The organism is Tianxiuia mixotrophica (assembly GCF_050596425.1).
Taxonomy (GTDB): domain Bacteria; phylum Bacillota; class Clostridia; order Peptostreptococcales; family Acidaminobacteraceae.
In genome coordinates, this window is sequence record NZ_CP192292.1 from 656,628 (window position 1) to 682,440 (window position 25,813).

The window sequence follows — 25,813 nt, forward strand, 5'->3', positions numbered from 1 at the left end:
ACATCCCTATTTCTATGCAAGAAAAATTAGGGAAAAGGTCTTACTTGCAAGACATCAGATCTCATACTTGAACAAAAAGCATGCCGGTGTCTGAGTTTGTGACAGAATCGAAAAATGTCGAAAATAAGTATTAACACTTTCTTAAGCACCACATAATAAGGACATAAGTATGATATGATAGGATGTGTTAAAACGACTTGGAGGGCTATTATGCAATATCGCATTTCATCTCCGATAAGGCGTCTTGGCGCATTTCTGATTGAGAGTTTTTTAAACATTTTGATATTAATTATCCTACCTTTGTCCTTATCAGAACCTCTTGGTGAGAATCTGCCCTTTGCCGTACTCGGAATATATATAAGTTACATTGTCATTAAAATGTATTTTTGGACCCGGAGCACAACCCTGGGCAAGGCCCTGCTTCATATGCGCATCGTTGACACGATCACATGGGAAAAGCTAGGGTTTTGGAAAGTTGCCTACAGACAAACCATTGGAAAGTTTGTATCCTTTGCAGGCCTAAACCTGGGTTATATATGGATTTTTATTGACAGCAACCATCAGGCATGGCACGACAAAATTGCAAGGTGCTATATTGTTGATGAAGATGTCCTGGTACAGGGCAAGGTCAAGGTAAAGGACTATGACCCATACGTTAAGGGATAAAGCTGTTTTCTGTATGCACTCGGACTGACACCAAAATAGGATTTGAATGTTCTGCTGAAATAGCTTACGCTGGAAAATCCACATTCAAGGGCAATTTCTGTGATGGACTCAGAGGCGTTTTCAAGACGTCTTCGTGCAATATGACACCTGTATTCATTTAAGTATTCCACAAGAGTTCTTCCTGTAGCGCCTTTAAAAAACCTGCAAAAGTAGCTTTGATTAAAGCCTGCAACAGAGGCTATATCAGAGAGGGCAATATTGTCCCTGTAATTTTGCTCAATGAAGTTGAATATTTTCTTTAGCGTCTCCTTTTGCGTGGAGGCGTTTTTATTTTTTTGCATCCCCCTTGTTGACGCGCTGTGGTGGGGTGTTTTTTTGTTGCTTTGGGGTTCTATCATGCGTTTGTAATCTGCAATCTTAGCAAGCATGTTATATATATCACCGAGGACACCCAGGGTGCTTGGCTGCGGCCCATCAAGCAGCTTTTCACTCATTCTTACAATGTGCTGTTCAATATCTTGGCGAATTTTTTCATAAGGTCCATCCTTTTCAAGATATTTATTTTGAGTATGAAGTGGAAAACAGTCTGTAGATGTATGCAGGCGTGCAGGGTCAATAAGAACCACATAGTGGTTGTGTTTTGTGCCGACAGTATGGATGTCAAAGGCATCTATAAGGATAATATCGCCACATTTAGGCCTGAGGAGGTCGCCATTGAGATAGAGCTCTGTTTCATCAGACAAAATCAGTAAAATTTCATAACTGGAATGCCAGTGGGTGTAGTTATAGCATGGTGTTGTGACAGACTCTCTATTTTCAGTGCTTGTGTAATTGATCATGTGTATACGCTGGTCTGACTCATTTGAAGTAACGAATTTATAGAGTATGAGTGGAAGATCAGACCGATTGTAGGTCAAGTTTTCATAAAGAGGGAACATGATTATCTCCTTAACTTCTAACAAAGTCAATATTGTACAAATTCTTGTCAAGAATACTGTATCATATACCGCATAAATTAGGTACTCTTAACATATAAAATGCACGATGTTTTGAATGAGGAGAATATCATGAAAGAATCGGTGAACTATAAATCTATAATTGCAGTGGCTCTGCCTGTGGCGCTTCAAAGTCTAATCCAAACATCCCTAGGTGTGATAGATCAAATGATGGTTTCAAGGCTAGGTGGCACTGTTATTGCAGCTGCAGGATTGGCGACCCATCCCTTTACAATTTTACTCTTTTTGCTTCTGGGTGTGTCTGGCGGAACAGGCATATTTGTTGCACAGTACTTCGGGAACGGACAGTATAACCGCATATCAGATGCGGTCAAGGTGTCTTATCAATATGGCTTGTTGATTACACTTCCCATCATGTTCTTTGCTGGACTTGCACCTGGATTTATTCTTCAATTTTTCACGAATGACCCTGAAGTTATTGCAGCTGGCACAGAATATTTGAAGATTATAAGCCTCACATTTTTACCCCTCATGGTCATACTTATAAAGAGTTCTGCCCTTAAAGCCTGTAAAAATGTAAAACTTCCCTTTGTGGCAGGCGCGGTTGCTGTCATTGTTAATACAGGCTTAAACTATGTCTTTATTTATGGTCGGGTTCCTTTGTCGGCTGGGGACTAAAGGGGGCAGCCTTGGCCACTCTTATAGCCAGATTGACCGAAGCCCTCATATTATTTGCCGGATATTTTCATATGAAGAGAACCCTTGAAATGGCTCCAGTTCAGATTTTTTCAAAGGCAAGCGCTTTAATGCTTAAAGACTATAAAGCTGTGACGGGCCCCCTAATTTTAGGGGAACTCGTCTTTATAACCAGCATAACCTTTTATACCATTCTCTACGGGAAAATGGGAACAGTCGAGATGGCAGCGGTGACGGTCTTGGTGCCCCTTCAGAACATCACCTTTGGTCTATTCTCTGGTATGAGCACGGCTGCGGCCGTTCTTATTGGACATGCCCTGGGCCGAGCAGAAGGACAAAGAGCCCAAGTCTTGGCAAGGGCTATTATTAAAGTGACCACAGCAGGGGCGCTTATTTTATGTCTCATATTTGCCCTGATAATGCCTTATTATCTTGATCTATTTGCCCTTGATTCCCAAGTGCTCGAAATGGCAAGGGGCTTGGCATGGATGATTGTTCTATTCTTACCCCCCCGCGTCCTTAACATGGTTCTTGGGGACGGCATTATTCGAAGTGGTGGGGAAACTGCTTTTATGCTCAAAATGGCACTATTTTGCTTGACGGGCATAGGTATTCCCATGGGGGTCATTGCTGGATTTTATTTAAAGCTGCCTCTGGCCCTTGTTTATGTGGCTGTTTCTATAGAAGAAATTATTAGAATGTGTATTGGACTAGCCAAGATGCACAGTGGATCGTGGCGAATTAATTTGACTGGTCTTTCTGAAACAGCTAAGGAAAGAGAGTGTTTGAGCCTATAGATCAAACATGAAGTCCATCAAACACGAAGTCCATCAAACACGAAGCATGAAACCCTGTCATGTAAATTATTTATATATAGTGTGAAAACATAGACAAAGAATATGACCTGTGTGATCTCATCTTCACTGGATGAATCCACAGGTTTTTTCGTTCAAATGCAAATATCAGGAATTGACACCGAGAAAGGGCTTGTTTTTCATTACAAGAAATAGGTCTTTATGAGGTAATTACAAATTTGGTTAAATTGTCAGAATATAATTGAAAATGCATGCCTTCTTTAGTAAAATTGATATAACGTTGATATATCAGTTTGATATTACACAGGAGGGGAAAACATGAAAGAAGTCAGATGGCATGGCCGTGGCGGTCAAGGTAGCTTTACAATTGCAAGACTTCTGGGGTCTGCTGCAGTGATTCATGAAGGGAAACACGCCCTTGCATTTCCATCGTTTGGACCAGAACGGCGGGGAGCACCAGTCCTTGGTTTTACAAGAATTTCAGATGAAAAAATCAGAGACAGAAGTGAAGTCCAGGCCTGTGATTATGTGGTGGTTCTTGATGAGACACTTATTGACGAAAGCACAAATCGTGGACTACGCGAGGGTGGAAAAATGATCATTAACACAACCCAAGCGGACAAGTACAAGGATATGTTTGGAGACATTGTGGTTGGTCTTGATGCAACGACCTTGGCTCTAGAACATATTGGACGGCCCATAACAAACACAGCCATGATGGGGGCCCTTATCGCTGTTTCAGACATCGTGGACCTTGAATCGGCTTTGAACGCAGTCGAATCAGAGATGAAATCAAGCATAGCTGAAAAAAATAAAGCACTTGTCAATGAAGCATATAAAATTGTGAAGGGGGTCTTGTAATGAAACCGAAACTACAAGCCTACAAAAAACCGGCCAAAATAAGTGATTACCCCAAGACGGTTGCCTTTCAAGGCGGACATCTTGTGACTATGAACTCAGGCTGGCGGACATTCAAGCCCGAGGTGAATACAGACGCTTGTGTGGGGTGTTTAAGATGTTATCTTGTCTGTCCTGATGGTGTCATATCAAAGACGGAAAACAACAAGGTAAAGATTGATTACGACTTTTGTAAGGGGTGCGGTGTCTGTGCCCATGAATGTAAGCCAAAGGCGATTGATATGGTCAAAGAAGGAGGTCACGTCTAATGAATCAGACCCGTGTATTTGTTTCTGGCAATGAAGCGGTTGCCCTGGGGGTCAGACTGTCAAGACCCCATGTTATATCGGCCTATCCCATTACCCCCCAGACCATTGTGGTGGAAAGGCTATCAGATTTTGTGGAAGACCAGAGTCTAAAGGCTGAGTTTCTTCATGTTGAGTCCGAACATTCAGCGATGGCGGCAGCGATGGGGGTCAGCTCTGTGGGAGCACGTGCCTTTACAGCCACATCATCCCAGGGACTTCTCCATATGGCTGAATGTGTTCATTATGCCAGCGGTGGTCGTTTTCCTATTGTTATGATGAATGCCAACCGTTCGGTTGCAGTGCCTTGGAGTATTTATGGTGATCAGAGAGATTCTCTTGGTCTTCTTGACTCAGGCTGGATTCAAGTTTATGTGGAAGATGCCCAGGAGGCACTTGATATGACCATTCAAGCCTACCGGATTGCGGAAGATGAACGCGTGATGACACCTTTTATGGTCAATCTGGATGGCTTTGTTTTGACACATACCTATGAACCTGTCTTTGTTCCAGACCAAGAAGCTGTCGATGCCTATCTTCCAAAGTTTGAAACGGATAATAAAATGGATATAGAAACCCCTAGAAGCTTGTGTTTTTCAACCACACCAGATGACAACATGGAGTTTAAGTACGTTCAGCACGCGGCTCTTTTAAACTCAGTGGATGTGATTGAAGAAGTGGATAAAAATTACGGAGATGTTTTTGGACGCTATTATGGAGGCATGACAGACGCATACAAGACAGAGGACGCAGAAGTGGCTATTGTGACACTTGGATCTGTAGCTGGAACAGTTCGAACGGTTATAGATGAGATGAGACAGGAAGGCCACAAGGTGGGCATGCTTAAAATAAGGTATATGCGCCCATTTCCAGAGAAAGAACTCATAGAGCTTGCAAAGAAGACACCTGTACTGGGCGTCTTGGAGAAAAATGTTTCTTTTGGCTATGAAGGCACAGTGTACACCAATGTTAATTCGGCCCTTGCCAATATGGAAAAGACACCAAAAACATTTAATTTTGTTGCAGGCTTTGGTGGTCGTGACGTTTCAAAAGACCATGTTCGCCAAATGTTTATGGAGCTTCTTGAAAACAAAGAGACCTCTAAGCGCGTTCAGTTCATAGGAAGGGGGTGTGAAATCGATGTCTAACCAAAAAATAACCGCAAGGAATATGACAGACAATGAGTACTTTTATGGCCATAAGGCCTGTGCTGGCTGTGGAGCCAGTGTGGCTGTTCGCCTTGCACTAAAGGTGCTGGGAGAGCGTGCCTACTCTGTTCTGCCAGCCAATTGCATGTCGGCAGTTAGCTTTATTTATCCGCAGATGGCCTTTGCCACAAACGCCATGATAGCACCATTTCCTGCAACAGGGGCCATGCTATCCGGAGTGGCGGCTGGCCTGAAAGCTCTAGGCATTGAAGACTGCCACGCTGTTGGTTTTGCTGGCGATGGTGGTACGGCAGATATAGGTTTCCAGGCTCTATCAGGGGCCATTGATCGTGGTGATAAAATTATTTATATTTGCTATGACAATGAAGCCTATATGAACACAGGGATTCAAAAAAGTGGATTAACACCTTATGGTACAAAAACGACAACATCACCTGCTGGAGAAAACCTGCCAGGGTCTATACGCCATAAGAAAAATATGTTTGAAATCGTTGCAGCCCATGGCATTGACTATGCTGCAACAGCAAGTATTGGTTACCCACAGGATTTTCTGAATAAGATGCAAAAGGCAAAAGAGTGTGAAGGCACATCCTACATTCATATATATGCCTCTTGCCCAACAGGATGGGGTTCACCAACCCACACGAGCATTGAAGTGGCCAAGCAAGCTGTTGACACTGGCCTTTGGTATTTGGCGGAATATGAAAGGGGAGACTTTACCCTCAATAAGAACCCAGAGACTTTTGCAGATGTGAAAACATATTTAAAGGGTCAAGGTCGATTCAAACACTTGAAAGACGATGACATTGATGTGATAATAGAGAACAGAGATCGCCAGTGGGAACGTATGCGTAAGCGCTGGCTATAATTCGAAATTACTTTGTTATCTAAGGAGACAGGCATGCCTCAGGACAATCAAAATATATTTGATATCATCTTAAATCGCATCATAAATTTAGACTATGAACCGGGTCGTTTAATCAGTGAAAAACAGCTCATTGAAGAGTTCAGCGTGAGTCGTACACCAATCCGTGAGGCGCTACTTAAACTTTCGGAAAAGGGTTTTGTAGAACTTGTTCCACGTGTTGGCACATACGTCACTCAGATTGATCTTCGCAATGTGAAATACGCCTATGAAGTAAAAAAGCGTCTGGAAAGCTTAGCCTGTGAACTGGCAGCACAGCGCATAAGTGAAGAGGAGGCAGATAAACTACTTATTCTGGCAGATGAGATTAGTGATCTAAGCCCTCAAGAAGACTATGAAGCTTACATAGAATTTGACTATAAGTTTCGTAAGGAAGTAAGACGCATTTCAGGCAACCCCTACTTGATTGAATATTTAGAAGACCTGAACATAAAAACCATGCGATTTGTCAAGCATATTGAGTACAAAATGGAAGATGCCCAGTGGTATGATGCATCCGTCAAAGCCATTGCAAAAGCAATAAAAGAGAAAAATCCTGAAAGGGCAGGTCAAGAAATGGCCAAGCATTCAGATGTTTTCCTAGAAGAGTTGTCAAAGCGATTCTTTATATAATAAGGGATTGCAAAATAGAATAAATATCTATCCACGATATAGATGTAAGCAAAATAATAAGCGCCAATTTCCTGTAGAGAATACAGAGAGAGGCGCTTATTTTAATGCTCCCAAAATAAATGAATAAGGGAGACCTTGACATATTAAAAGACCAGGCGTAAAATAAAATTACAAACCGAATGAACGTTCAGTCTAAAAAGACAGGTGTTAAACCCAGCATACAAAACAAAATTCCACCAAAATGCATATCAAATAAGAAATCAGAGTACAGGACAGAATGAGAAACAGAATACAAACCAGAATACAAACCAGAACGGAAAACCTGATTACAAGAAGGCTGAAATAAAAAAAGCAAAAATGAAATATAAATAGCGCACGTTTAAAAATTGCTAAGCGGTATTCAAACAAAGGCTAGGAGGATGATCATGCAGTACAGGGAAATTCCGAAAACAGGGGACAAAATATCGGCAATAGGTTACGGATGTATGCGCCTGCCAACTCGGGCAGGACGTATTGATGAGAAAAAAGCAGAAGCTCAAATCAAATACGCTTTAGAAAATGGGGTCAATTACTTTGACACAGCACTGCCATACCACAATGGGGAAAGCGAAAAATTTCTTGGCAAAGTTTTTGAAGGCGACTTGCGCAGCCAGGTCAAACTGGCAACAAAACTGCCTCCTTGGCGGGTGAAAACAAGGGAAGACATGGACCGAATCTTGTCTGAGCAACTAGCAAGTCTTCGCACAGACTACATTGACTACTACCTTATTCACGGTATTCAAGACAAATTTGAATGGGACCGGATGGTAAAGTTGGGTGTCCTCGATTTCTTAACAGAAGCCAAGACCAAAGGGCTTATAAAAAACGTGGGATTTTCCTACCATGCAGACAAGAATTCTTTCAATGAGATTATAGACGCCTACGACTGGGCCTTCTGTCAAATCCAGTACAGCTACTTAGACGAGAACAATCAAGCAGGAAAGGCTGGACTTGAATACGCCGCATCAAAGAACATAGCTGTTTTTATAATGGAGCCCCTACGTGGCGGTATGCTGGTTGGTAAACTGCCTAAAAAAGTCCAGTCCATTTATGACAAGGCTGGCACCAGAAGCTCGGCAGATTGGGCCATAAGCTGGGTTCTAAACCACAAGGAAGTCACCTGTGTTCTATCAGGCATGAATGTGGATGAACACATACAAGAAAATATTGAAATCGCCAAGAAGGCTTTGCCAGGGTCCCTTTCAAAAGAAGAAGTAAACCTTATCGAGAGCGTGAAAAATAAGTTTGAAGAACTCATGAAAGTGCCCTGTACAGGCTGTGCATACTGCATGCCTTGTCCAGCGGGTGTTAATATTCCAGCCTGTTTTGAACAGCTTAACAACAAATCCTATTTCGGTCTTTTAAATGCAAAGGGCATGTACATGATGCAAACAGCTGGACTCATGTCAGAAAAAACATCAAAGGCATCACAGTGTATAGACTGTGGAAAATGTGAAAGGCACTGTCCCCAGCATATTGAAATTCGTAAAGACCTCAAGCAAGTGTCTAAAGAACTAGAAGCCTTTTATGATCCAGCCCTCGTGTGGGTGGCTAGAAAATTCTTAAATGACTAAAAGGCGTGAGTCAAACGCGCCCTGTCTAAATCATTCATGACTTATTGGGGATGCACTTGCCTATTTATCGTCTTGGCTTTATTGTCTTGATTTGATGGTCTTAATTTCATAGTCTTGATATCATCCATCTATGGTCTTCATACAAACAGACATATGTCATAGTCACATTAAAAAAATTCTATGCATGCTGTTATATATGGACTGAAATGATATAATTTAATAAGGAACCATCCATATAGATGCAAATGATAGGAATGAGAATATGAGTGTTCAAAACGATAAAAGGCAAAAGGTGCTTGATGCAACCTTAAAACTTATAATGGAAAATGGGGTCCAGGCCACATCCATGTCAAAGGTTTCAAAAGAATCTGGCGTGGCAGTGGGGACTATTTACCATCATTTTTCTAGCAAAGAAGCAATCATCACAGAGCTCTATAGACACTTCAAACTTGAGATGGTCAAGGCTATGGATTTTGGTGACATGGAAAGTTACAGTCCAGTGGAGGCTTTTAACAAGACCATTCTTCGACTTGTTGACTTTTCTAAAAATAATCCTGATGCCCTAGAGTTTTGCGAAACTTTTGCCCTGTCTCCTGTTATAGACAGACTTGTTCGTCAAGAGGTGGAAGCGTCATTTTATGCCTTCACAAAGAAATTCTTTGCCCAGCTTAAAAACCATGACCTCATTGACGACATCAGTGAAGAAATGCTTATTATTTATTTAAATGGTACGGTGTTTTCAATGGTTAGAGCCTTAAACTCAGGACAGATCAAGTGGTCAGATGAAGAAATTAAACGATACCTAAAAGTGGTCTGGTCGGGTCTAACAAAAAAATAATACTTTGAAATGGTAGATATTATAGGAAAAGGTCATTCCAGAATCCCAGGAGCCTGTCTAAGCAAAGACAGGGCCTGGGATTTTTTTCATGCAATGTTTTTTAAGGCTCATATTCACATGGGCCAAAATCTAATGGTGTTAAATTTATATAGAAAACACATTCTAGTGATGATTGGGACAAGAATTGGGGTAGAAAAAATGAAAATGGACTTGAAAGGGGGAATATAATGGATGACTTAAAAAGAACACCGCTTTATGATGCCCATCTTGCCCTTGGTGGCAAGATGGTCCCTTTTGCTGGATGGGACATGCCTGTTCAGTACAAGGGTCTTGTTGTAGAGCATGAAGCTGTAAGAAACAAGGTGGGACTCTTTGATGTGTCTCATATGGGTGAAGTGGATGTGGACGGTCCACAAGCACTGGAATTTGTAAATTATTTGGTGGTGGGCGATGTTAAGGCCTTAAAACCGGGACAGGTTCTTTACAGTATGATGTGCTATGAAGATGGTGGTATTGTTGATGACCTTCTTGTATACAGAAAAGCCGACACATCCTTTTTACTTGTGATCAACGCAGGCAATATTGAAAAAGATGATGCCTGGATTCGTGATCAGGCGTCGAAATTTGATGTTTATGCCAGAAATCGGTCTGATGAGTATGCGCAGTTGGCTATTCAAGGGCCTAGAGCCCAAGCTGTCCTTCAAATGTTGACAGAAACCGATTTGAACACCATTGGTTTTTTCGAATTTAAAGAAGGCGTTTCCATTCACGGCGTGGATGCACTGGTTTCAAGAACAGGCTACACAGGGGAGGACGGTTTTGAAATATACTGTGCCCCAGAATATGTGGAACGCATATGGTTGGAAATTCTAAAAGCAGGAGAAATAGAAGGTATTGAGCCCGCTGGACTTGGCGCTAGAGACACCTTGCGATTTGAAGCCACTCTGCCTTTATATGGAAATGAAATCGACAAGGACGTCACACCTCTTGAAGCAGGACTAGCGTTCTTCGTCCATATGGATGGAGATGACTTTATTGGCAAAGAGGCACTCTTAAAGCAAAAGGAAGACGGTTTAGAGCTTAAGCTTGTTGGATTTGAGCTCATAGACAAGGGTGTTCCACGCCATGGCTACAGCGCGCTCCATAATGGGGATGTGATTGGCAAAGTGACAACCGGCTACAAGTCGCCAACACTTAAAAAGGTGATAGGCCTGGCCCTTCTTGACATCGAGTACACAAAACTTGGAACAGAGTTCGATGTTGACATAAGGGGAAAACTGAAAAAAGCGGTTGTGATCAGTAAACGGTTTTATAAGAAAAAGTATAAAAAAACCTAAGGCAAAAAAATGAAGGCAGAAAAACAAATCCCTGTCCACTCCGCAATGGATTAATAAACGAGGATAGAGGCAAGGGGTTAGGTTTTACAAGCGCATAAATACAAACAAATAGGAGGGCAAATCAATGAAAGTATTAAGTGGACTGTATTATTCAGAAGATCATGAATGGGTGCGTGTGGAAGGAAATATTGGATACATAGGCATTAGTGATTTTGCCCAGCACGAACTTGGTGATATCGTGTACGTGGAGTTGCCAGACGAAGATGATGAGTTTGAAAAGGGTGATTCGCTGGGGGCTATCGAGTCTGTAAAGGCAGCATCTGATGTTCTGATTCCTATTTCAGGACGTGTCATTGAAATTAACGATGAACTGGAAGACGCGCCGGAAAAAGTTAATGAAGATGCATTTGACGCATGGCTCATCAAGGTTGAAATTTCAGATGAAGGCGAATTGGCAGACCTGATGAATGCCGAAGCCTATGAAAAGTTTATAAAAGAAGAATGATTCATATAAAATATGAGCCATCTTAGAATCATTAGGAGGTGATGCAGTGCATAGATATATTCCAAACTCTGAACAAGATAAGAAAGACATGCTCAAGGCCATTGATAAACAGTCTATAGGTGACCTGTTCACAGACATTCCAGAAAAGTTTCGCCTAGACCGTGATTTGAATCTGGACCCTTCAAAATCAGAACTTGAAGTGGACAGACTTTTAAAGTCCCTGGCGGCAAAAAACGCCAACCTGGATCATTTAACATGCTTTATGGGGGCTGGGGCCTATGACCACTTCATACCAACCATTGTCAATCACTTGGCAGGACGGTCGGAGTTTTATACAGCCTATACACCCTATCAGCCAGAGATCAGCCAGGGCACCCTTCAAAATATATTTGAATACCAGTCACTCATATGTGAGTTAACAGGTGTGGATGTGTCCAATGCTTCAGTTTACGATGGATCACATGCTGCAGCTGAAGCGGCCATTATGGCATGTGCCGCAAAAAAAAGAGACAAGATGCTCATTTCTAATACGGTGCATCCAGAAACAAGGCAGGTCCTTAAGACCTACTTCAAGTTTCGGGGAATGGAACTTGTTGAAGTGCCTATGAAAGCTGGCGAAACAGACTACGAGGCCTTAAAAGATCTTGCTGATAAATCAGTTGCAGGTGTTCTCATCCAGTCGCCAAACTTCTTTGGTGTGATTGAAGACGTTCAAAAGACATCTGAAATCATGAAAGAAAGCAAAGGTTTAACTGTGGTGTCGGTCGATCCCATATCTCTAGCGGTCCTTGAACCGCCTGGGAATTTGGGGGCAGATATTGTCATCGGAGAAGGTCAAGCCCTAGGCAACGACCTGGCTCTAGGTGGCCCTTACTTTGGTTTTATGGCTGTGACGAAAAAGCTTATGCGCAAGGTGCCAGGCCGTATATGTGGTCAGTCCCTTGATGAAGATGGAAAGCGGGCATTCGTATTAACCTTGCAGGCAAGGGAGCAGCATATAAGAAGAGAAAAAGCCACATCCAACATTTGTACCAATCAAGGCCTCATGATACTTAAGGCTGCAATATACATGAACACAGTGGGAAAAGAAGGCTTAAAAGATGTCGCCCTTCACAGTATGAAAAAGGCCCACTATCTTCATAAAAAGTTGATTGAATCAGGCGTGGCAGAACCTGTTTTTGACAAGCCGTTTTTCAAGGAGTTTGCAGTAAAACTCAAAAATCCTGTGGCGCTTGTTAATGAAGAACTTCTTAAAAAAGGCATATTGGGCGGGTTTGATATCAATAGCCACTACCCTATGTCCAATACCATGCTCATAGCAGTGACAGAAAAAAGAACGAGAGAAGAACTAGATGATTTTGTGAAGGCGCTGGAGGTGATCAAGTGAAACACTATGAAAAACTGATTTTTGAAGTGTCAAAGCCTGGTCGCAGGGCCTTTTATCTACCCGAGCTTGACGTTGACGATACATCCATTAATGACATGCTTCCGAGTGAATATATACGAAAGGAAGATCCCGATCTTCCAGAAGTGAGTGAAGTGGATATTATTCGTCACTACACGAATATTTCGCAAAAAAACTATGCCATCGACAAGGGTTTTTATCCCCTTGGGTCATGTACAATGAAGTACAACCCTAAAATTAATGAAGATGCGGCGGCAAACCCAGGTTTTAAAAACCTGCATCCATATCAGCCGGAAGCAACAATCCAAGGGGCGCTGGAACTCATGTACGAGCTTTCAGAAATGCTCGCTGAAATTTCAGGCATGGATAGGGTTACCCTACAGCCAGCAGCAGGTGCTCAAGGGGAACTCACTGGTCTCATGCTGATAAAATCCTATCATGAAAATAGGGGAGACCACCAGCGTATCAAAATGATTGTGCCGGATTCAGCTCATGGTACGAATCCTGCCACAGCGGCCGTTGTGGGTATGGAAATTGTTGAAATACCATCTGATGCCCAGGGCAATGTGGATATGCAGGCTCTAAAAGAAGCTGTCGGAGATGATACGGCAGGTCTCATGCTGACGAATCCATCTACCCTAGGTCTTTTTGAGAAAAACATCGGGGACATTGCTGAAGTTGTCCATGAGGCTGGCGGGCTTCTCTACTACGATGGTGCCAACATGAATGCCATCATGGGCAAATGTCGTCCGGGCGATATGGGATTTGACGTTATGCACTACAATCTCCACAAGACCTTCTCCACACCACATGGTGGCGGAGGGCCTGGTGCTGGACCAGTGGGTGTTAAAGAAAAACTGACACCATTTTTACCGGTGCCAATGATCGAAATGAAGGAAGACAAGTACATTTTTGATTATGATAGACCCCTGACCATTGGTAAGCTGAAAAGCTTCTATGGTAATTTCAACATACTGGTGAGGGCTTATACCTATATTAAAGCCATGGGACGGGACGGCATTAAGGAAGCGGGAGAAACGTCCGTTCTCAATGCCAACTATCTTATGCATCAAATGATGGACGATTATCAGATTCCAGACAATATGCTATGTAAGCATGAGTTTGTGGCTGCCGGTTTAAAAAATGCAGCTGAAGGCATAACAACCCTTGATGTGGCCAAGCGAATTATTGATTATGGCTACCATCCACCTACAATTTATTTTCCGCTTATTGTCCACGAGGCTTTAATGGTTGAGCCAACTGAGACAGAAAGCATGGAAACACTGAATGATTTTGGGCATGTCATGCGGCAAATTGCCCATGAAGCGATCTCAGAACCTGAACTCCTTAAAAATGCACCGCATAAAACACCCGTCAGAAGAATTGATGAAGTTAGGGCGGCGCGTGACTTGATCCTAAAGTATAAGGATAGCTTGAAGGCAGATGAGGCATAAGAAATAAGAATCAAAGGCTGAACACAAACATGTCTTGTGTTCAGCCTTTTTTTGTTAAGAGTTTTGCAGTGATTTAACTATAGGACAAGTCCATATAGAAAAATAAATACCTAGGCACAAGGGATGATGGCAAAAATATTTGTAACAATATACATTTGACATAATCCGCTGACTATTGTTAAATTGTATACAATCAATAGAATAATTATAAACAATATACATATTCAATATGCATGATAATGGAGGGCATTATGACGCGACTTGAAGGAAAAACCATAGCCAAGGCCATGCGAGAAGACATGGCTAAAGATCTTGAAAAATTAACAAGTGCAGGTATAAAGCCAGGATTGAGGGTTATTTTAATAGGCAATGATCCTGCCGCAGCCTCCTATGTGAGAATGGTTGAAAAACGTTCAAATAAAGATGGTCTTGATGCACAAGTCATTTACCTTGAAGAGACCGTGGCAGAAAACGACCTGATCGAACAAATACAGACCTTAAATGAAGACGAGGCTGTTCATGGCATTCTGGTACAAATGCCACTGCCCAAGCATATAGACAAAAATAAGGTTGTAGAAACAATTTCGCCAAATAAAGATGTGGATGGTTTCCATGAACTCAATGCTGGCAAGCTCTATGCAGGCAAAGATGGACTCTATCCCTGCACCCCATACGGTGTAATCCATATGCTTGAATACAGTGGTATAGAAATCGAGGGCAAGCATGCAGTTGTTATTGGTAGAAGCAATGTTGTCGGTAAACCAGTGGCCATGCTCCTCCTACAAAGAAATGCAACTGTGACTCTGTGTCATTCAAGAACAAAGGACCTGTCTAAGCATACAAAAGAGGCTGATATACTTATAGCCGCTGCAGGTAGACCCCATATGGTTACAAGAGATATGGTCAAAGAGGGTGCGGTCGTTATTGATGTGGGCATCCATGAAGTGGATGGTGCAATCACAGGAGATGTGGACTACGATTCAGTCAAAGATGTTGCAGGTTTCTTAACGCCAGTGCCAGGGGGTGTTGGTACAACAACCATAGCAACATTGTCCTGGAACACAATTAAAGCGGCACTTAAAACTCTATAGCTTTAAACTGAAAAAACTCCACCAAGGGCTTCTATATAGATAACGATCCTTTGGTGGAGTTTATTTATTTTCACTGATCTTAACTTTTACTCATATTGGTTCTCTTTTTTAGAGAAGAATTCAGCACCATCCTCATAATACATAGGCCAAGTGTCAAACCATGTGGCCGTTTTTACACTTTTAACACGGTCGCTTACTGGAATATAGGGCTTGATGTCAATTAAAGGCGTCCCATCGAAGGCATCGATGTAGGCGAGCGTGACTATGCCTTTTTCCATATCCACATTTAAGACCGGACAAATGGAAGACGCCACGGGGTTGGGTCTGTATGGAGACCGACATGCAAAAACGCCAGCCTTTGTCCCCTTACTGTAAGGCAAGTCTGTAACCAGGGTTGCTCGAGCCTCTTTGCTGTCTTCTTGATCCGCCCACCACAGGACATGAATATAACTGAACTGATCAAGCTCAAGCAGACCGTCTTTATAATCCTTATCAAGGACAAGTTCAAAAGTTCCCTTTTTAGCCCGAATGTTTCCAATAGATCTTAATTTCATAATCTAATCTCCTTCTTCATTTAAATAGTCCTTTGGCTTCTGTTCAATAGCGGGGCGGGGCCCCTCACCAATAGAGTATGTCAATTGCAGGGCCTTTGCCTGACCAATCCTGCTCAAGACCTGACGAATCTTGCTCAGTATTTTTCCTGTTGGTCGGGTATAGTAAAAGCAGAGGAAGAAAGGAGTCGCCTATGCTAAAAGAACCCACTATTAAAGAGGCTTGTGCATTCAAAATGATTGGAATGAATTTCTTTGGAAATCCATTTGTCCATGCAAACATGTGGAGTGAAGAAAATGGAATTGGTCAGCTATGGAGTCGTTTCGGGAAATGGTTGCACTCCAATTTTAAGGTTATTGAGAATCCTGAGAACACATCAGTTGCCTATGAAGTACATATCGAATCAGATCAAATGGAGACCACGGGAGAATACGAGGTCTTTACAGGCATTGCTGTAAAAAATTTAGATCATATACCCATTGAATGTGTAGGAAAGGTCTTTCCAAAGACCCAATATGCCGAGTTTACATTAGAAGGAGATGAAATAACGTCTGACTGGACCCAGTGGATATTTGAAGGCTGGATGCCCCACTCAGGCTATATGTCATCCGCCCCTTATTCCATTCAAGTTTACGATGAATCCTTTAAAGGGATGGATGCTCTTGATGGGGTCCAGATAAAGGTTCTTATTCCCATTAAGAAGGTAGGGGATGACAAGTGACACCCACTATGAAGGATTCAATATCAAAGGCTATTGCATATATTGAAGAAAATCTGACTGAAACTTTAAGGGTCAAGGATATGGCAAGTGCTGCTGGATATTCTGTTTATCACTTTTCGCGATCATTCACCAAGTTGACTGGTCATAGTCCATATGACTACTTATTTAGAAGAAAACTATCGGAAGCGGCTTATGATGTTTTACAGGGGCGACAAGCCCTTACTGAAATCGCCCTAAAGTATGATTTTGAAAACTACGAAACCTTTACAAGAGGCTTTCAAAGATTGTTTCATGTGAGTCCAAGTGCCTTCAGAGATGGTGGAAAGGTTCACCTCTTACAGTGGAAAAGGCGTATTTCTGATGACTATATTGACCATTTAAACGGCCATGCCTATAAGCAGCCACGCCAAGTTCACTTGCCTGAATTTGAAATCAGTGGAAAAATAGTGAGGGACAGACGTTTTCTCGATGACGCAGGCCAGTCTCTAATCAGATGGGACATGGGCGCGGAATACATTCATTTTCATAGAGATCACAAGAATCTGAACGAATATGCTTTTATGAAAGGGTCTGGGGTCTTGGGAAAACACATAAATGAATGTAGTGAAATGATGCCGGATTGGGTAAGTAAGAAAGTACCGGGCGGGGACTACTTATTATTTGAATACAAAGGGTCTTACTTTAAAATTCAAAATGTCTATACCTATATATTTGAAACATGGTTGCCCCTAGCGGGGATAAGCACAGATGTGCCTTATGTTTACGAAAAAATAGTGGGCGGTGATGACATCGTGAAGGTCTATATTCCCTATGTTCGTGTATAGGGTATGCGTTTAAGACTAGGAAATCATGGTTTGAAATGGATAAAGGGTACTCACTCAGGTGTTTGGGAAGCGTACATTTATAATTGGGATAGAAATTTGTATCTATACAGACCAAAAGGGTGAAATTTGATCATTTGAATGGTGGTTAATAAATAAAAGGAGAATAAAAAACTATGAATAAATGGAAGGTTGTAGAACTGACAAGTGAAAACCTTGGGAAATACCCACTCGGGTGTATTAAAAGCCCTAAACATATCGGTTACAAGGGTAAGACCCCTTGGTTTCATGAAATGAGAGAAAAGGGTCTTATAATGTTAATTCTTCTTGATGAGGATGAAAAGCCACAGGGATTTCTTGAAATGATGCCAGGCAAGCACACGTGGCGGGCTGTGAAGGCAGAGGCCTTTATGGTCATTCACTGTCTTTGGGTCATCTCTAAAAAAGTACAGGGTCAAGGTGCAGGACAGTTCATGTTAAAAGAAGCTGAAAAAAGGATAGGAAAGGATCATGCAGGCATAGCCGTTGTGACAAGCGATACATCCTTTATTGCCTCTTCAGAAGTTTTCAAAAAACAGGACTACAAAAAGTCAGATGATAAAGGTGTGTATGAACTCTACTATAAATTACTCAATAATAAAAAAGCCACAGAAGTTGAAAATCCCTCCTTTAACCACTTCAAGCCAGAGGGGTATAAGGGGCTGAATATGCTCTACGCTCTTCAGTGTCCAATGGAGATTAAGTGGAAAGAAGACATCGAGCAGTTTTGTAGTGAGAACAATATTGATATTCATATGAAATGCATAGAAAGCCCAGAAGAGGCTCAAAGAAATCCGAATCCACTTGGAACCTTTGCTTTGATTTATAATGATGAAATTATTGAAGACCATCCGGTCAGTTTAGGAAGGTTTAAAAATATAGTGAAAAAAGACCTTAAGCTGATGCCAAAATAAACAGGTGGTGTAAGATCTTTGTAAAGTAGAATGTGGGAAAATAATCCATGATGGGATTCATCAAATCCCCCGTGGTGTGGGGGAGAAAATAGTGTATAATAGCGTTAGTTATGACATTGGGGGTCTTTGTCATGTTACAGGACATTTTACAAGGAGAGGTCATCTTGAATTTTTTTATCGGTGGTGTGGGCATCACGGCGGTTATTGCTGTGTTTGCCGTGTTCAAAATGGCTGGGCAGGGCGAAACGATAGATATTGATGAAGTCATAAATGACTTCCGCGTCTTGCGATCGGCATTTATTCAGTACAAAAAAGAAGACAAGGGTCTATGTGAAGACCTAAAAACACTGATTCCTTATATGAAAGAAAATAGAGACATATTATGGGATCGTTACAGCATTTCTATTGATCAGAAATACATGATCGTCAAGGATGCCAAGAAGGTAGACGCCGAGCAGATTCTAAAAAGAATCGGAGGGGCTTCCTTTGTTAAAGGCAATAAGTTGTTTTTAAGTTTTAGCAGTATTAATACAATAAGCAAGGTGGAACCAGTCGCTCATTTTAAAATCATACCAGCTGAAGGCTATACCACTACAACTCGTATAGAGTTTGATCATTCCATGTCGGTCACAGAAGACAATGAAATCAACGATGTGAAGTGGGAAAATATGCAAAGTCGGTATGCTGAACCGGGAATAAAAAAAATTCGTCTAAAGGTTCAAGATAAGAACGGCAACTGGTCAGAGTGGACTGAACAGCAAATCGTGGTAAAGGAAATTAAAGGTGTTAAAAGCATTCATGCAGGCTATGACACCATATTTGTCGTGCATAACAACGGCAAAGTGGATGGATTTGGTCACAATGAGTTTGGCCAGCTTGCCATGGGCAACACAGAGTCGGCAACAAGGCGTAAGATTTTAAAAATGGTTGATAATGCAGATCAAATTGTCGGCGGGGAGTTTCATACCGTGATCCTAACCAATGACCGAAAGGTCTTTACATGTGGCAGGAATCATTTTGGTCAATTGGGACTGGGCGACAGGACAGACACAATAACACCAAAGCAAATTTGGGGTCTTGATGGCATAAAGCAGGTTTCAGCTGGAGAAAATTTTGCTGCAGCCCTATCCACTTCAGGTCATGTTTATACTTGGGGCAACAACGAGTACGGACAGCTTGGTGCAGAGCCAAGTTACTTTAAAGAGATCCCTGCTAAGGTGGAGGGCGTTGAAAATATCAAGGCCATATCTTGTGGAAGCACCCATATGCTAGCTCTTGGATTTGACGGAACGATTTATAGCTGGGGGGATAACAGGTATGGGCAACTAGGGCTTGGGTTTAAAGGCAAGCACAACGATCCCACAGTGACCACTGTATCTGGTGTCAAGTATGTTTGTGCAGGCAAAGGGTTTAGCCTTGCTATAACAGAAGCTGGAAAAGTTAAAATTTGGGGAATAAACTCCAAAAGTCAGCTTGGGATTGAAGGGGAATCAGAAGTGCTTTTCCCAGAAGAAATATTAGAACTTAAGGGCGTTGTAGAACTGGCAACAAAGGGAAACTTTGTTGTGGCCCGTGATGATATTGGTCAAGTTTATACTTGGGGCCACTATAGTGGTGTAGATGATGACTACCCAACCAAACCTGTCAAGGTAGGTGAGCTCAAGTATATTAAGTCTGTTGCTGCGACAACGGGGGCTGGATACGCAGTGGATGAAAAAGGTGAAGTCCTCCGCTGGAATAGAAATATCTCTAAAGTGGAAAATGTTCTGTTTTTTGAAGATGATACGGATGTTTCTAAAAATGGTACAGAAAAGAAAACGGCCCATGCAGGCAATGGTAAAACCAAAGCCTCGCGGTCTTAGAGTATGATACAAGCCGGATTGAGCGATCAATTCGGCTTCTTTTAATTTTTGAAAAGTCAAAAGTACAGTAAAAGTACTTTACGTAAACTTCACAAAATCATGAACGTTTTGTAATATAAAATGTTGATATTTCGTAAAATACCTGTTATATTAATGAGAATAGATTTGAAATGTGAGAGTAATTATACGAGTGAGTGAATAAATAGTTAAGAAGGGGTGGTATTTTTGAAGAAATTTAAGCGCGTATTAGTTGCTAACCGCGGCGAAATTGCCATTCGTGTCTTCCGTGCATGTCATGAGCTCGGGATACGTACAGTGGCAATCTACTCGAAAGAAGACAAAAATGCTTTGTTTAGAACAAAAGCTGATGAGTCGTATCTTATTGGGAAATCAAAGGGGCCGATCGAGGCTTATTTGGATATTGATGAAATTGTCAAGTTAGCGAAAAAGAAGGGTGTTGACGCCATACATCCCGGTTATGGTTTTCTATCAGAAAATCCAGAACTAGCAGAGAAGTGCGAAGAAGCTGGAATCACATTTATTGGCCCGAGTCCAGACATGATGATTCGTATGGGCGACAAAATTAAGTCAAAGAAGGTTGCATCATCAGTGGGTGTCCCTACCATCCCTGGTTTTGAAAAACCACTTCTTACAGACGAAGAAGCCATAGAAGCAGCAAGATACTGTGGGTATCCGGTTATACTAAAAGCTTCCGCTGGTGGTGGCGGACGTGGTATGCGGATTGTAAGAGACGAAGCCCACCTGTTAAGTGAGTTTAGAAGCGCAAGAAATGAAGCAAAAAAGGCATTTGGCATTGAGGATGTTTTTATTGAAAAGTTCCTAGAGAACCCAAAGCATATTGAGGTTCAGATTCTAGGCGATACCCACGGAAATATTGTTCATTTATATGAAAGGGACTGTTCCATCCAAAGACGTCATCAGAAACTCATTGAGTTTACGCCGTCCATTGCTCTTTCAAAAGACAAAAGACAGGCCATTTGTGATGATGCTGTTCGAATTTCAAGAGCAGTCAACTACAAAAATGCAGGCACAGTCGAGTTCTTAGTTGATAAAGAAGGCAACCATTACTTTATCGAAATGAACCCACGAATCCAAGTGGAACATACGGTTTCTGAGATGGTGACAGGCATTGACCTTGTTCAGTCTCAAATATTGGTGGCTCAAGGGTATGCCCTGAATTCACCGGAAATTGGTATACCATCACAGGAAAGCATCAAGGTGAATGGTTACGCTATTCAGTGCCGTGTGACAACAGAAGATCCAGCCAATAACTTTGCCCCTGACACAGGTCTCATTGATGTTTACCGGTCCGCATCTGGATTTGGTATTCGACTCGATGGTGGCAATGGATATACCGGGTCTGTTATAAGCCCTTACTATGACAGCCTTCTTGTTAAATGCACTTCGTGGTCAAGAACCTTTGAGGATGCCATTAGAAAGTCAGTTAGAGCTGTTAAGGAAATGAGTGTTCATGGTGTAAAAACCAATATTCCATTCCTGATTAACGTCCTAAACCACGAGCATTTTAGAAGTGGCACATGTGATACAAACTTCATAGGCAATCACAAGGACCTATTTGACTTTACAGCCAAGCAGGATGTGGAACTTAAACTTCTGAGATTTATTGGCGACAAGGTGGTTAATGTCACAGGTGGAACCAAACCTAACTTTGATGTTCCAGTGGTACCTAAATATGAAAAAATAAAGGATTTAAAAGGTACAAAGCAGATTCTTGATGAAAAGGGTCCTGAAGGTCTTGTTGATTGGATCAGTTCTCAAAAGAAGCTCCTCCTTACGGATACAACCATGCGTGATGCCCACCAATCCTTGATGGCAACCCGTGTGCGTACCCAAGATCTTAAGAAAATTGCAAGGGCAACATCCCACTTAGGAAAGGATTTATTTTCCGTTGAAATGTGGGGCGGGGCCACTTTTGATGTTGCCTACAGGTTCTTAAATGAATCGCCGTGGGAACGCCTAGATGTGCTTCGTGAGCGCATGCCGAATGTTCTGCTTCAAATGCTCATTAGGGGATCAAATGGCGTTGGTTATAAAAACTACCCTGACAATGTGATCCGCGAACTCATAGATGAGTCGGCAAAACGCGGCATAGACGTCTTTAGAATATTCGACTCTCTAAACTGGTTTAAGGGTATGGAAGTGGCTATTGACGAAGTCCTAAAAACCGGCAAGGTGGCTGAGGCTTGTATTTGCTATACTGGTGATATTTTAGATGAATCTAGAGACAAGTACTCTTTGAAATATTATGTTGATCTTGCAAAGCAAATTGAAGCGTCAGGTGCACATATTCTTGCCATTAAAGATATGTCAGCCCTCCTCAAGCCTTATGCGGCCCACAAGCTTGTTAAGGCCCTTAAAGAAGAGATTTCCATTCCAGTGCATTTACACACCCATGATACAACAGGCAATGGGGTGGCGACTATCCTGATGGCTGCAGAAGCAGGTGTTGATATTGTAGATACAGCCTTCAATGCTATGTCGGGTCTAACATCGCAACCGGCCCTGAACTCCGTTGTGGCGGCGCTTAAAAACACGGATAGAGACACTGGTATTCACCTGGATAACATCCAGAAAATTTCTGACTACTGGTCAAGTGTGAGACCTGTTTATTCAGCATTTGAATCGGATCTCAAGTCGACGAGTGCAGAAATTTATAAGTTTGAAATACCGGGTGGACAGTACTCAAACTTAAAGCCTCAGGTTGAAAGTTTTGGTCTGGGTCACCGCTTTAATGAAGTCAAAGACATGTACAAGTCTGTCAATGAAATGTTTGGTGACATCGTAAAGGTTACGCCATCTTCAAAGGCAGTTGGCGACATGGCCATTTTCATGGTACAAAATGACCTGACACCAGAGAATATTATGACAGACGGTAAGGACAAGGCTTACCCAGACTCCGTTGTGGCTTATTTTAGCGGAATGATGGGACAACCAGCTCATGGATTCCCAGAGGACCTACAAAAGCTTGTTCTCAAAGATGAAAAGCCGATCACGGTGAGACCGGGAGAACTTCTGGAACAGGAAGACTTTGATGCCTTAGACAAAGCCTTAAGAGACAAGCATGGCATAGAGCCAACAAAGGCTGACCTCATCAGTTCTGCCCTGTATCCAAAGGTCTTTGACGACTATCAAAAATATATTGCTGAGCATGGTGGATTTAGCCGCATGGGATCAGACATTTACTTCCATGGACTTGAAGAAGGCGAAACATGCGAAGTGGAAATTGAAGAAGGCAAGACCCTCGTGGTCAAGCTGCTTGAAGTTGGTAAAGTCGATCTTGACGGCATGAGACGTCTGGCTTTTGAAGTCAACGGCAACAGACGCGATGTCATGATAGAGGACAAGTCATCCAAGGCCACGGTTTCAGGCGGAAGTGCCAGAAAAGTTATGGCAGACCCACTGAATCCGCTGGAAATTGGATCATCTATTCCAGGTAAAGTGGTAAAAGTATTGGTGGCTGAAGGGGACTCTATTAAGGAAAACCAAACTGTGGCCATTGTCGAAGCTATGAAGATGGAGACAAATATCACCTCAGGTTGTGCTGGTGTTGTGGAACACGTTTATGCCAAACCAGAGCAAATGGTGGAGTCTTCTGAACTGCTTCTTTCGCTAAAGGCAGACGATTAAAAGAGAATAACTAACCTGCCCTTTGACACTTTAATAAAGACAAATACTAAAAAGCTCCCAGTGGATAACACATGGGGGCTTTTCTTATAGGGAAATATGAGCTTTCATTGAAGAAAAGGAAGGGTTTTTATACAATGTGTCGAATTTAAAATAATTGGACCCAAAATTATTTTGAATTTTCATGGGATAGACACATTAAAGGTCCATTCATAAAGAAAAGTTCTCAAATAATCTGGTATAGAAATATTTTTACACTTAAGTGCCATCGACTTTTTTAAAATATGCATATATGCCTATAATATAGGGTATGAATATCGTGTTACAAATATTACGAACGAGGGGGTCTCATGACGACTATGCAAGATATGCTATTTCAATCCGATCAACAATTAGATAATGAGCATGATGACACCATCCTGTTTGCCGACGATCGTCTAGGTGGTGAGGAAGAGAGCAGTAGCACCCCTTGGAAAATTATCATCGCAGATGATGAAGAAGAAGTCCACGCAATGACGAGAATGGTTATGAAAAAATTCGAGTTTGAGGGCCGTGCTGTTGAGCTCATCAGCGCATATTCGGGCAAAGAAACCATAGAAATTATGGTGGATCAACCTGATGTGGCAATTATTCTTCTGGATGTGGTCATGGAAAATGAGAATTCAGGTCTTGAGGTTGTAAAGAAAATTCGAGATGAGCTGAACAATCCTTTTGTACGTATTATTTTGCGTACAGGACAACCAGGACAAGCACCTGAAGAAGATGTTATAAGAAACTATGACATCAATGATTATAAATCTAAAACAGAACTGACTGTTCAAAAGCTTTATACGGCAGTCATTGCTTCCCTGCGTGCCTATCAGGGCATGCGGATTATTGAAACAAACCGTATTGGTCTTGAAAGAATTATCAATTCTTCCAGGGACTTATTTGAAATGCAGTCCCTTAGGTCTTTCAGTAAAAACGCCATCATGCAGATGTGTGAACTGATTGTAAGTGACAATATGGACGATGCCCCACTCAGTGGTCTTGCGGCAACAGTTCGAAAGGGTGAACTCATTGCCATTGCTGGAACTGGTGACTACGAAACCTATAGCGGTTTTCTCGTTAAAGACATTCCAGATGACAGCCTTCAAGAAGATTTTGAAAAGGCACTGACCATTAGTGGAAGCTATTTCAGAGACAATGTCTTTATTGGACACTTTAAGTCTCTTAATAACAATGAAAGCTTGTTTTACATTAAAAGCTTTAGACCATTTGAAGATTTTGAGAAGAATCTGCTCAAAATACTTTCATCCAATGTGTCTGTTGCCATAGACAATATTTATTTGAACAATGAAATTGTCGACACACAAAAAGAAGTTATTTTCACCTTAGGTGAAATTGTGGAAACAAGGTCTAAAGAAACGGCAAACCACGTTCGTCGAGTGGCGGAGTACTCATGGATATTAGCCCGTGCCCTTGGTTCAAGCAGTGAAGAAGCAAATATTTTAAGACTGGCCTCGCCGATGCATGACATTGGAAAAATCGGTATTCCTGATTTGATTTTAAATAAACCTGGAAAATTAACACCGGAAGAGTTTGAGGTCATCAAAACCCATACCATTATTGGGTATGAAGTCTTGAAGCAGTCTAACAGACGGATTATGAAAACAGCGGCAACCATAGCCCTTCAACATCATGAACGCTGGGATGGCCAAGGGTATCCATATGGAATTCTTGGAGAAGAAATAGACTTATTTAGTCGAATAACCAGTGTGTGTGATGTTTACGACGCCCTGAGCCATAAAAGAATTTATAAAGATGCGTGGGCTGAAGAAGAGGTCCACAACTATATCAAGAGCATGCGCTCAAAGATGTTTGATCCAAATGTCGTAGACAAGTTTTTCGAACACATCGATGACATCATAGCCATTAAAGAAAAATATCCGGACTAAGGCAGATTTTATCAATG

The 25,813-nt window shown here is 41.9% G+C and carries 23 protein-coding genes; 21 read left to right on the forward strand and 2 right to left on the reverse strand.

Annotated features, from left to right (window positions below; translation table 11 throughout):
* The first annotated feature begins 210 nt into the window (after nucleotides 1-210).
* On the forward strand, nucleotides 211-666 hold the full coding sequence (locus tag ACQ4KW_RS02990; RefSeq protein WP_430885053.1) for an RDD family protein: 456 nt from the start codon (nucleotides 211-213) through the stop codon (nucleotides 664-666).
* Here ACQ4KW_RS02990 and ACQ4KW_RS02995 read toward each other — a convergent pair.
* Nucleotides 642-1,604 carry an AraC family transcriptional regulator gene (locus ACQ4KW_RS02995; protein WP_430885054.1) on the reverse strand — a complete coding sequence of 321 codons (963 nt, stop codon included), beginning with the start codon at nucleotides 1,602-1,604 and terminating at the stop codon, nucleotides 642-644. The two genes, ACQ4KW_RS02990 and ACQ4KW_RS02995, sit on opposite strands and share 25 nt — an antisense overlap.
* Before the next feature lie 129 nt (nucleotides 1,605-1,733).
* On the opposite strand from ACQ4KW_RS02995, the gene ACQ4KW_RS03000 reads away from it, so the two are divergent.
* The 14 genes from ACQ4KW_RS03000 (at nucleotide 1,734) to ACQ4KW_RS03065 (ending at nucleotide 15,284) form a co-directional block, all read left to right on the forward strand.
* Nucleotides 1,734-2,300, forward strand: coding sequence for an MATE family efflux transporter (locus ACQ4KW_RS03000; protein WP_430885055.1), 567 nt, complete (start codon nucleotides 1,734-1,736; stop codon nucleotides 2,298-2,300).
* Between the two features lie 11 nt (nucleotides 2,301-2,311).
* Nucleotides 2,312-3,115 carry an MATE family efflux transporter gene (locus ACQ4KW_RS03005; RefSeq protein ID WP_430885056.1) on the forward strand — a complete coding sequence of 268 codons (804 nt, stop codon included), beginning with the start codon at nucleotides 2,312-2,314 and terminating at the stop codon, nucleotides 3,113-3,115.
* 336 nt (nucleotides 3,116-3,451) lie between these two features.
* Complete coding sequence (locus tag ACQ4KW_RS03010; protein WP_430885057.1) at nucleotides 3,452-3,994, forward strand: 2-oxoacid:acceptor oxidoreductase family protein; 543 nt, start codon at nucleotides 3,452-3,454, stop codon at nucleotides 3,992-3,994.
* Complete coding sequence (locus ACQ4KW_RS03015; RefSeq protein ID WP_430885058.1) at nucleotides 3,994-4,299, forward strand: 4Fe-4S binding protein; 306 nt, start codon at nucleotides 3,994-3,996, stop codon at nucleotides 4,297-4,299. The genes ACQ4KW_RS03010 and ACQ4KW_RS03015 overlap by 1 nt, the downstream gene beginning before the upstream one ends.
* On the forward strand, nucleotides 4,299-5,483 hold the full coding sequence (locus ACQ4KW_RS03020) for a transketolase C-terminal domain-containing protein (protein WP_430885059.1): 1,185 nt from the start codon (nucleotides 4,299-4,301) through the stop codon (nucleotides 5,481-5,483). The genes ACQ4KW_RS03015 and ACQ4KW_RS03020 overlap by 1 nt, the downstream gene beginning before the upstream one ends.
* Nucleotides 5,476-6,372, forward strand: a complete 897-nt coding sequence (locus ACQ4KW_RS03025) for a thiamine pyrophosphate-dependent enzyme (RefSeq protein WP_430885060.1) — start codon at nucleotides 5,476-5,478, stop codon at nucleotides 6,370-6,372. Before ACQ4KW_RS03020 ends, ACQ4KW_RS03025 begins: the two co-directional genes overlap by 8 nt.
* A 33-nt stretch (nucleotides 6,373-6,405) precedes the next feature.
* The gene (locus ACQ4KW_RS03030; RefSeq protein WP_430885061.1) at nucleotides 6,406-7,041 is read left to right on the forward strand and encodes a GntR family transcriptional regulator; all 636 of its coding nucleotides are present in this window, start codon (nucleotides 6,406-6,408) and stop codon (nucleotides 7,039-7,041) included.
* A gap of 425 nt (nucleotides 7,042-7,466) precedes the next feature.
* The gene (locus tag ACQ4KW_RS03035; protein ID WP_430885062.1) at nucleotides 7,467-8,654 is read left to right on the forward strand and encodes an aldo/keto reductase; all 1,188 of its coding nucleotides are present in this window, start codon (nucleotides 7,467-7,469) and stop codon (nucleotides 8,652-8,654) included.
* A 262-nt stretch (nucleotides 8,655-8,916) separates the two neighbouring features.
* Nucleotides 8,917-9,492, forward strand: a complete 576-nt coding sequence (locus ACQ4KW_RS03040; protein ID WP_430885063.1) for a TetR/AcrR family transcriptional regulator — start codon at nucleotides 8,917-8,919, stop codon at nucleotides 9,490-9,492.
* Between the two features lie 227 nt (nucleotides 9,493-9,719).
* Complete coding sequence (gcvT, locus tag ACQ4KW_RS03045) at nucleotides 9,720-10,829, forward strand: glycine cleavage system aminomethyltransferase GcvT (RefSeq protein WP_430885064.1); 1,110 nt, start codon at nucleotides 9,720-9,722, stop codon at nucleotides 10,827-10,829.
* Nucleotides 10,830-10,953: 124 nt separating this feature from the next.
* Nucleotides 10,954-11,334 (forward strand): glycine cleavage system protein GcvH, encoded by a 381-nt coding sequence (gene gcvH, locus ACQ4KW_RS03050; protein ID WP_430885065.1) that lies wholly within the window; start codon nucleotides 10,954-10,956, stop codon nucleotides 11,332-11,334.
* A gap of 46 nt (nucleotides 11,335-11,380) precedes the next feature.
* The gene (gcvPA, locus tag ACQ4KW_RS03055; protein ID WP_430885066.1) at nucleotides 11,381-12,721 is read left to right on the forward strand and encodes an aminomethyl-transferring glycine dehydrogenase subunit GcvPA; all 1,341 of its coding nucleotides are present in this window, start codon (nucleotides 11,381-11,383) and stop codon (nucleotides 12,719-12,721) included.
* Nucleotides 12,718-14,193 carry an aminomethyl-transferring glycine dehydrogenase subunit GcvPB gene (gene gcvPB, locus ACQ4KW_RS03060; RefSeq protein WP_430885067.1) on the forward strand — a complete coding sequence of 492 codons (1,476 nt, stop codon included), beginning with the start codon at nucleotides 12,718-12,720 and terminating at the stop codon, nucleotides 14,191-14,193. Before gcvPA ends, gcvPB begins: the two co-directional genes overlap by 4 nt.
* 251 nt (nucleotides 14,194-14,444) lie before the next feature.
* Entirely contained in the window at nucleotides 14,445-15,284 is an 840-nt protein-coding gene (locus tag ACQ4KW_RS03065; protein WP_430885068.1) for a bifunctional 5,10-methylenetetrahydrofolate dehydrogenase/5,10-methenyltetrahydrofolate cyclohydrolase, read from the forward strand.
* Nucleotides 15,285-15,370: 86 nt separating this feature from the next.
* On the opposite strand, the gene ACQ4KW_RS03070 is transcribed toward ACQ4KW_RS03065, so the two are convergent.
* The gene (locus ACQ4KW_RS03070) at nucleotides 15,371-15,838 is read right to left on the reverse strand and encodes a TrmO family methyltransferase domain-containing protein (protein ID WP_430885069.1); all 468 of its coding nucleotides are present in this window, start codon (nucleotides 15,836-15,838) and stop codon (nucleotides 15,371-15,373) included.
* Nucleotides 15,839-16,029: 191 nt separating this feature from the next.
* On the opposite strand from ACQ4KW_RS03070, the gene ACQ4KW_RS03075 reads away from it, so the two are divergent.
* From ACQ4KW_RS03075 to ACQ4KW_RS03100, 6 genes are all read left to right on the forward strand, one after another.
* Entirely contained in the window at nucleotides 16,030-16,557 is a 528-nt protein-coding gene (locus ACQ4KW_RS03075; RefSeq protein ID WP_430885070.1) for a GyrI-like domain-containing protein, read from the forward strand.
* Nucleotides 16,558-16,565: 8 nt separating this feature from the next.
* Nucleotides 16,566-17,381 (forward strand): helix-turn-helix domain-containing protein, encoded by an 816-nt coding sequence (locus tag ACQ4KW_RS03080; RefSeq protein ID WP_430885071.1) that lies wholly within the window; start codon nucleotides 16,566-16,568, stop codon nucleotides 17,379-17,381.
* Between the two features lie 173 nt (nucleotides 17,382-17,554).
* Complete coding sequence (locus ACQ4KW_RS03085; RefSeq protein WP_430885072.1) at nucleotides 17,555-18,331, forward strand: hypothetical protein; 777 nt, start codon at nucleotides 17,555-17,557, stop codon at nucleotides 18,329-18,331.
* A gap of 164 nt (nucleotides 18,332-18,495) precedes the next feature.
* The gene (locus tag ACQ4KW_RS03090; RefSeq protein ID WP_430885073.1) at nucleotides 18,496-20,193 is read left to right on the forward strand and encodes an RCC1 domain-containing protein; all 1,698 of its coding nucleotides are present in this window, start codon (nucleotides 18,496-18,498) and stop codon (nucleotides 20,191-20,193) included.
* Between the two features lie 225 nt (nucleotides 20,194-20,418).
* The gene (locus ACQ4KW_RS03095; RefSeq protein ID WP_430885074.1) at nucleotides 20,419-23,862 is read left to right on the forward strand and encodes a pyruvate carboxylase; all 3,444 of its coding nucleotides are present in this window, start codon (nucleotides 20,419-20,421) and stop codon (nucleotides 23,860-23,862) included.
* Nucleotides 23,863-24,209: 347 nt separating this feature from the next.
* Nucleotides 24,210-25,796 (forward strand): DUF3369 domain-containing protein, encoded by a 1,587-nt coding sequence (locus ACQ4KW_RS03100; RefSeq protein ID WP_430885075.1) that lies wholly within the window; start codon nucleotides 24,210-24,212, stop codon nucleotides 25,794-25,796.
* Nucleotides 25,797-25,813: the final 17 nt, after the last annotated feature.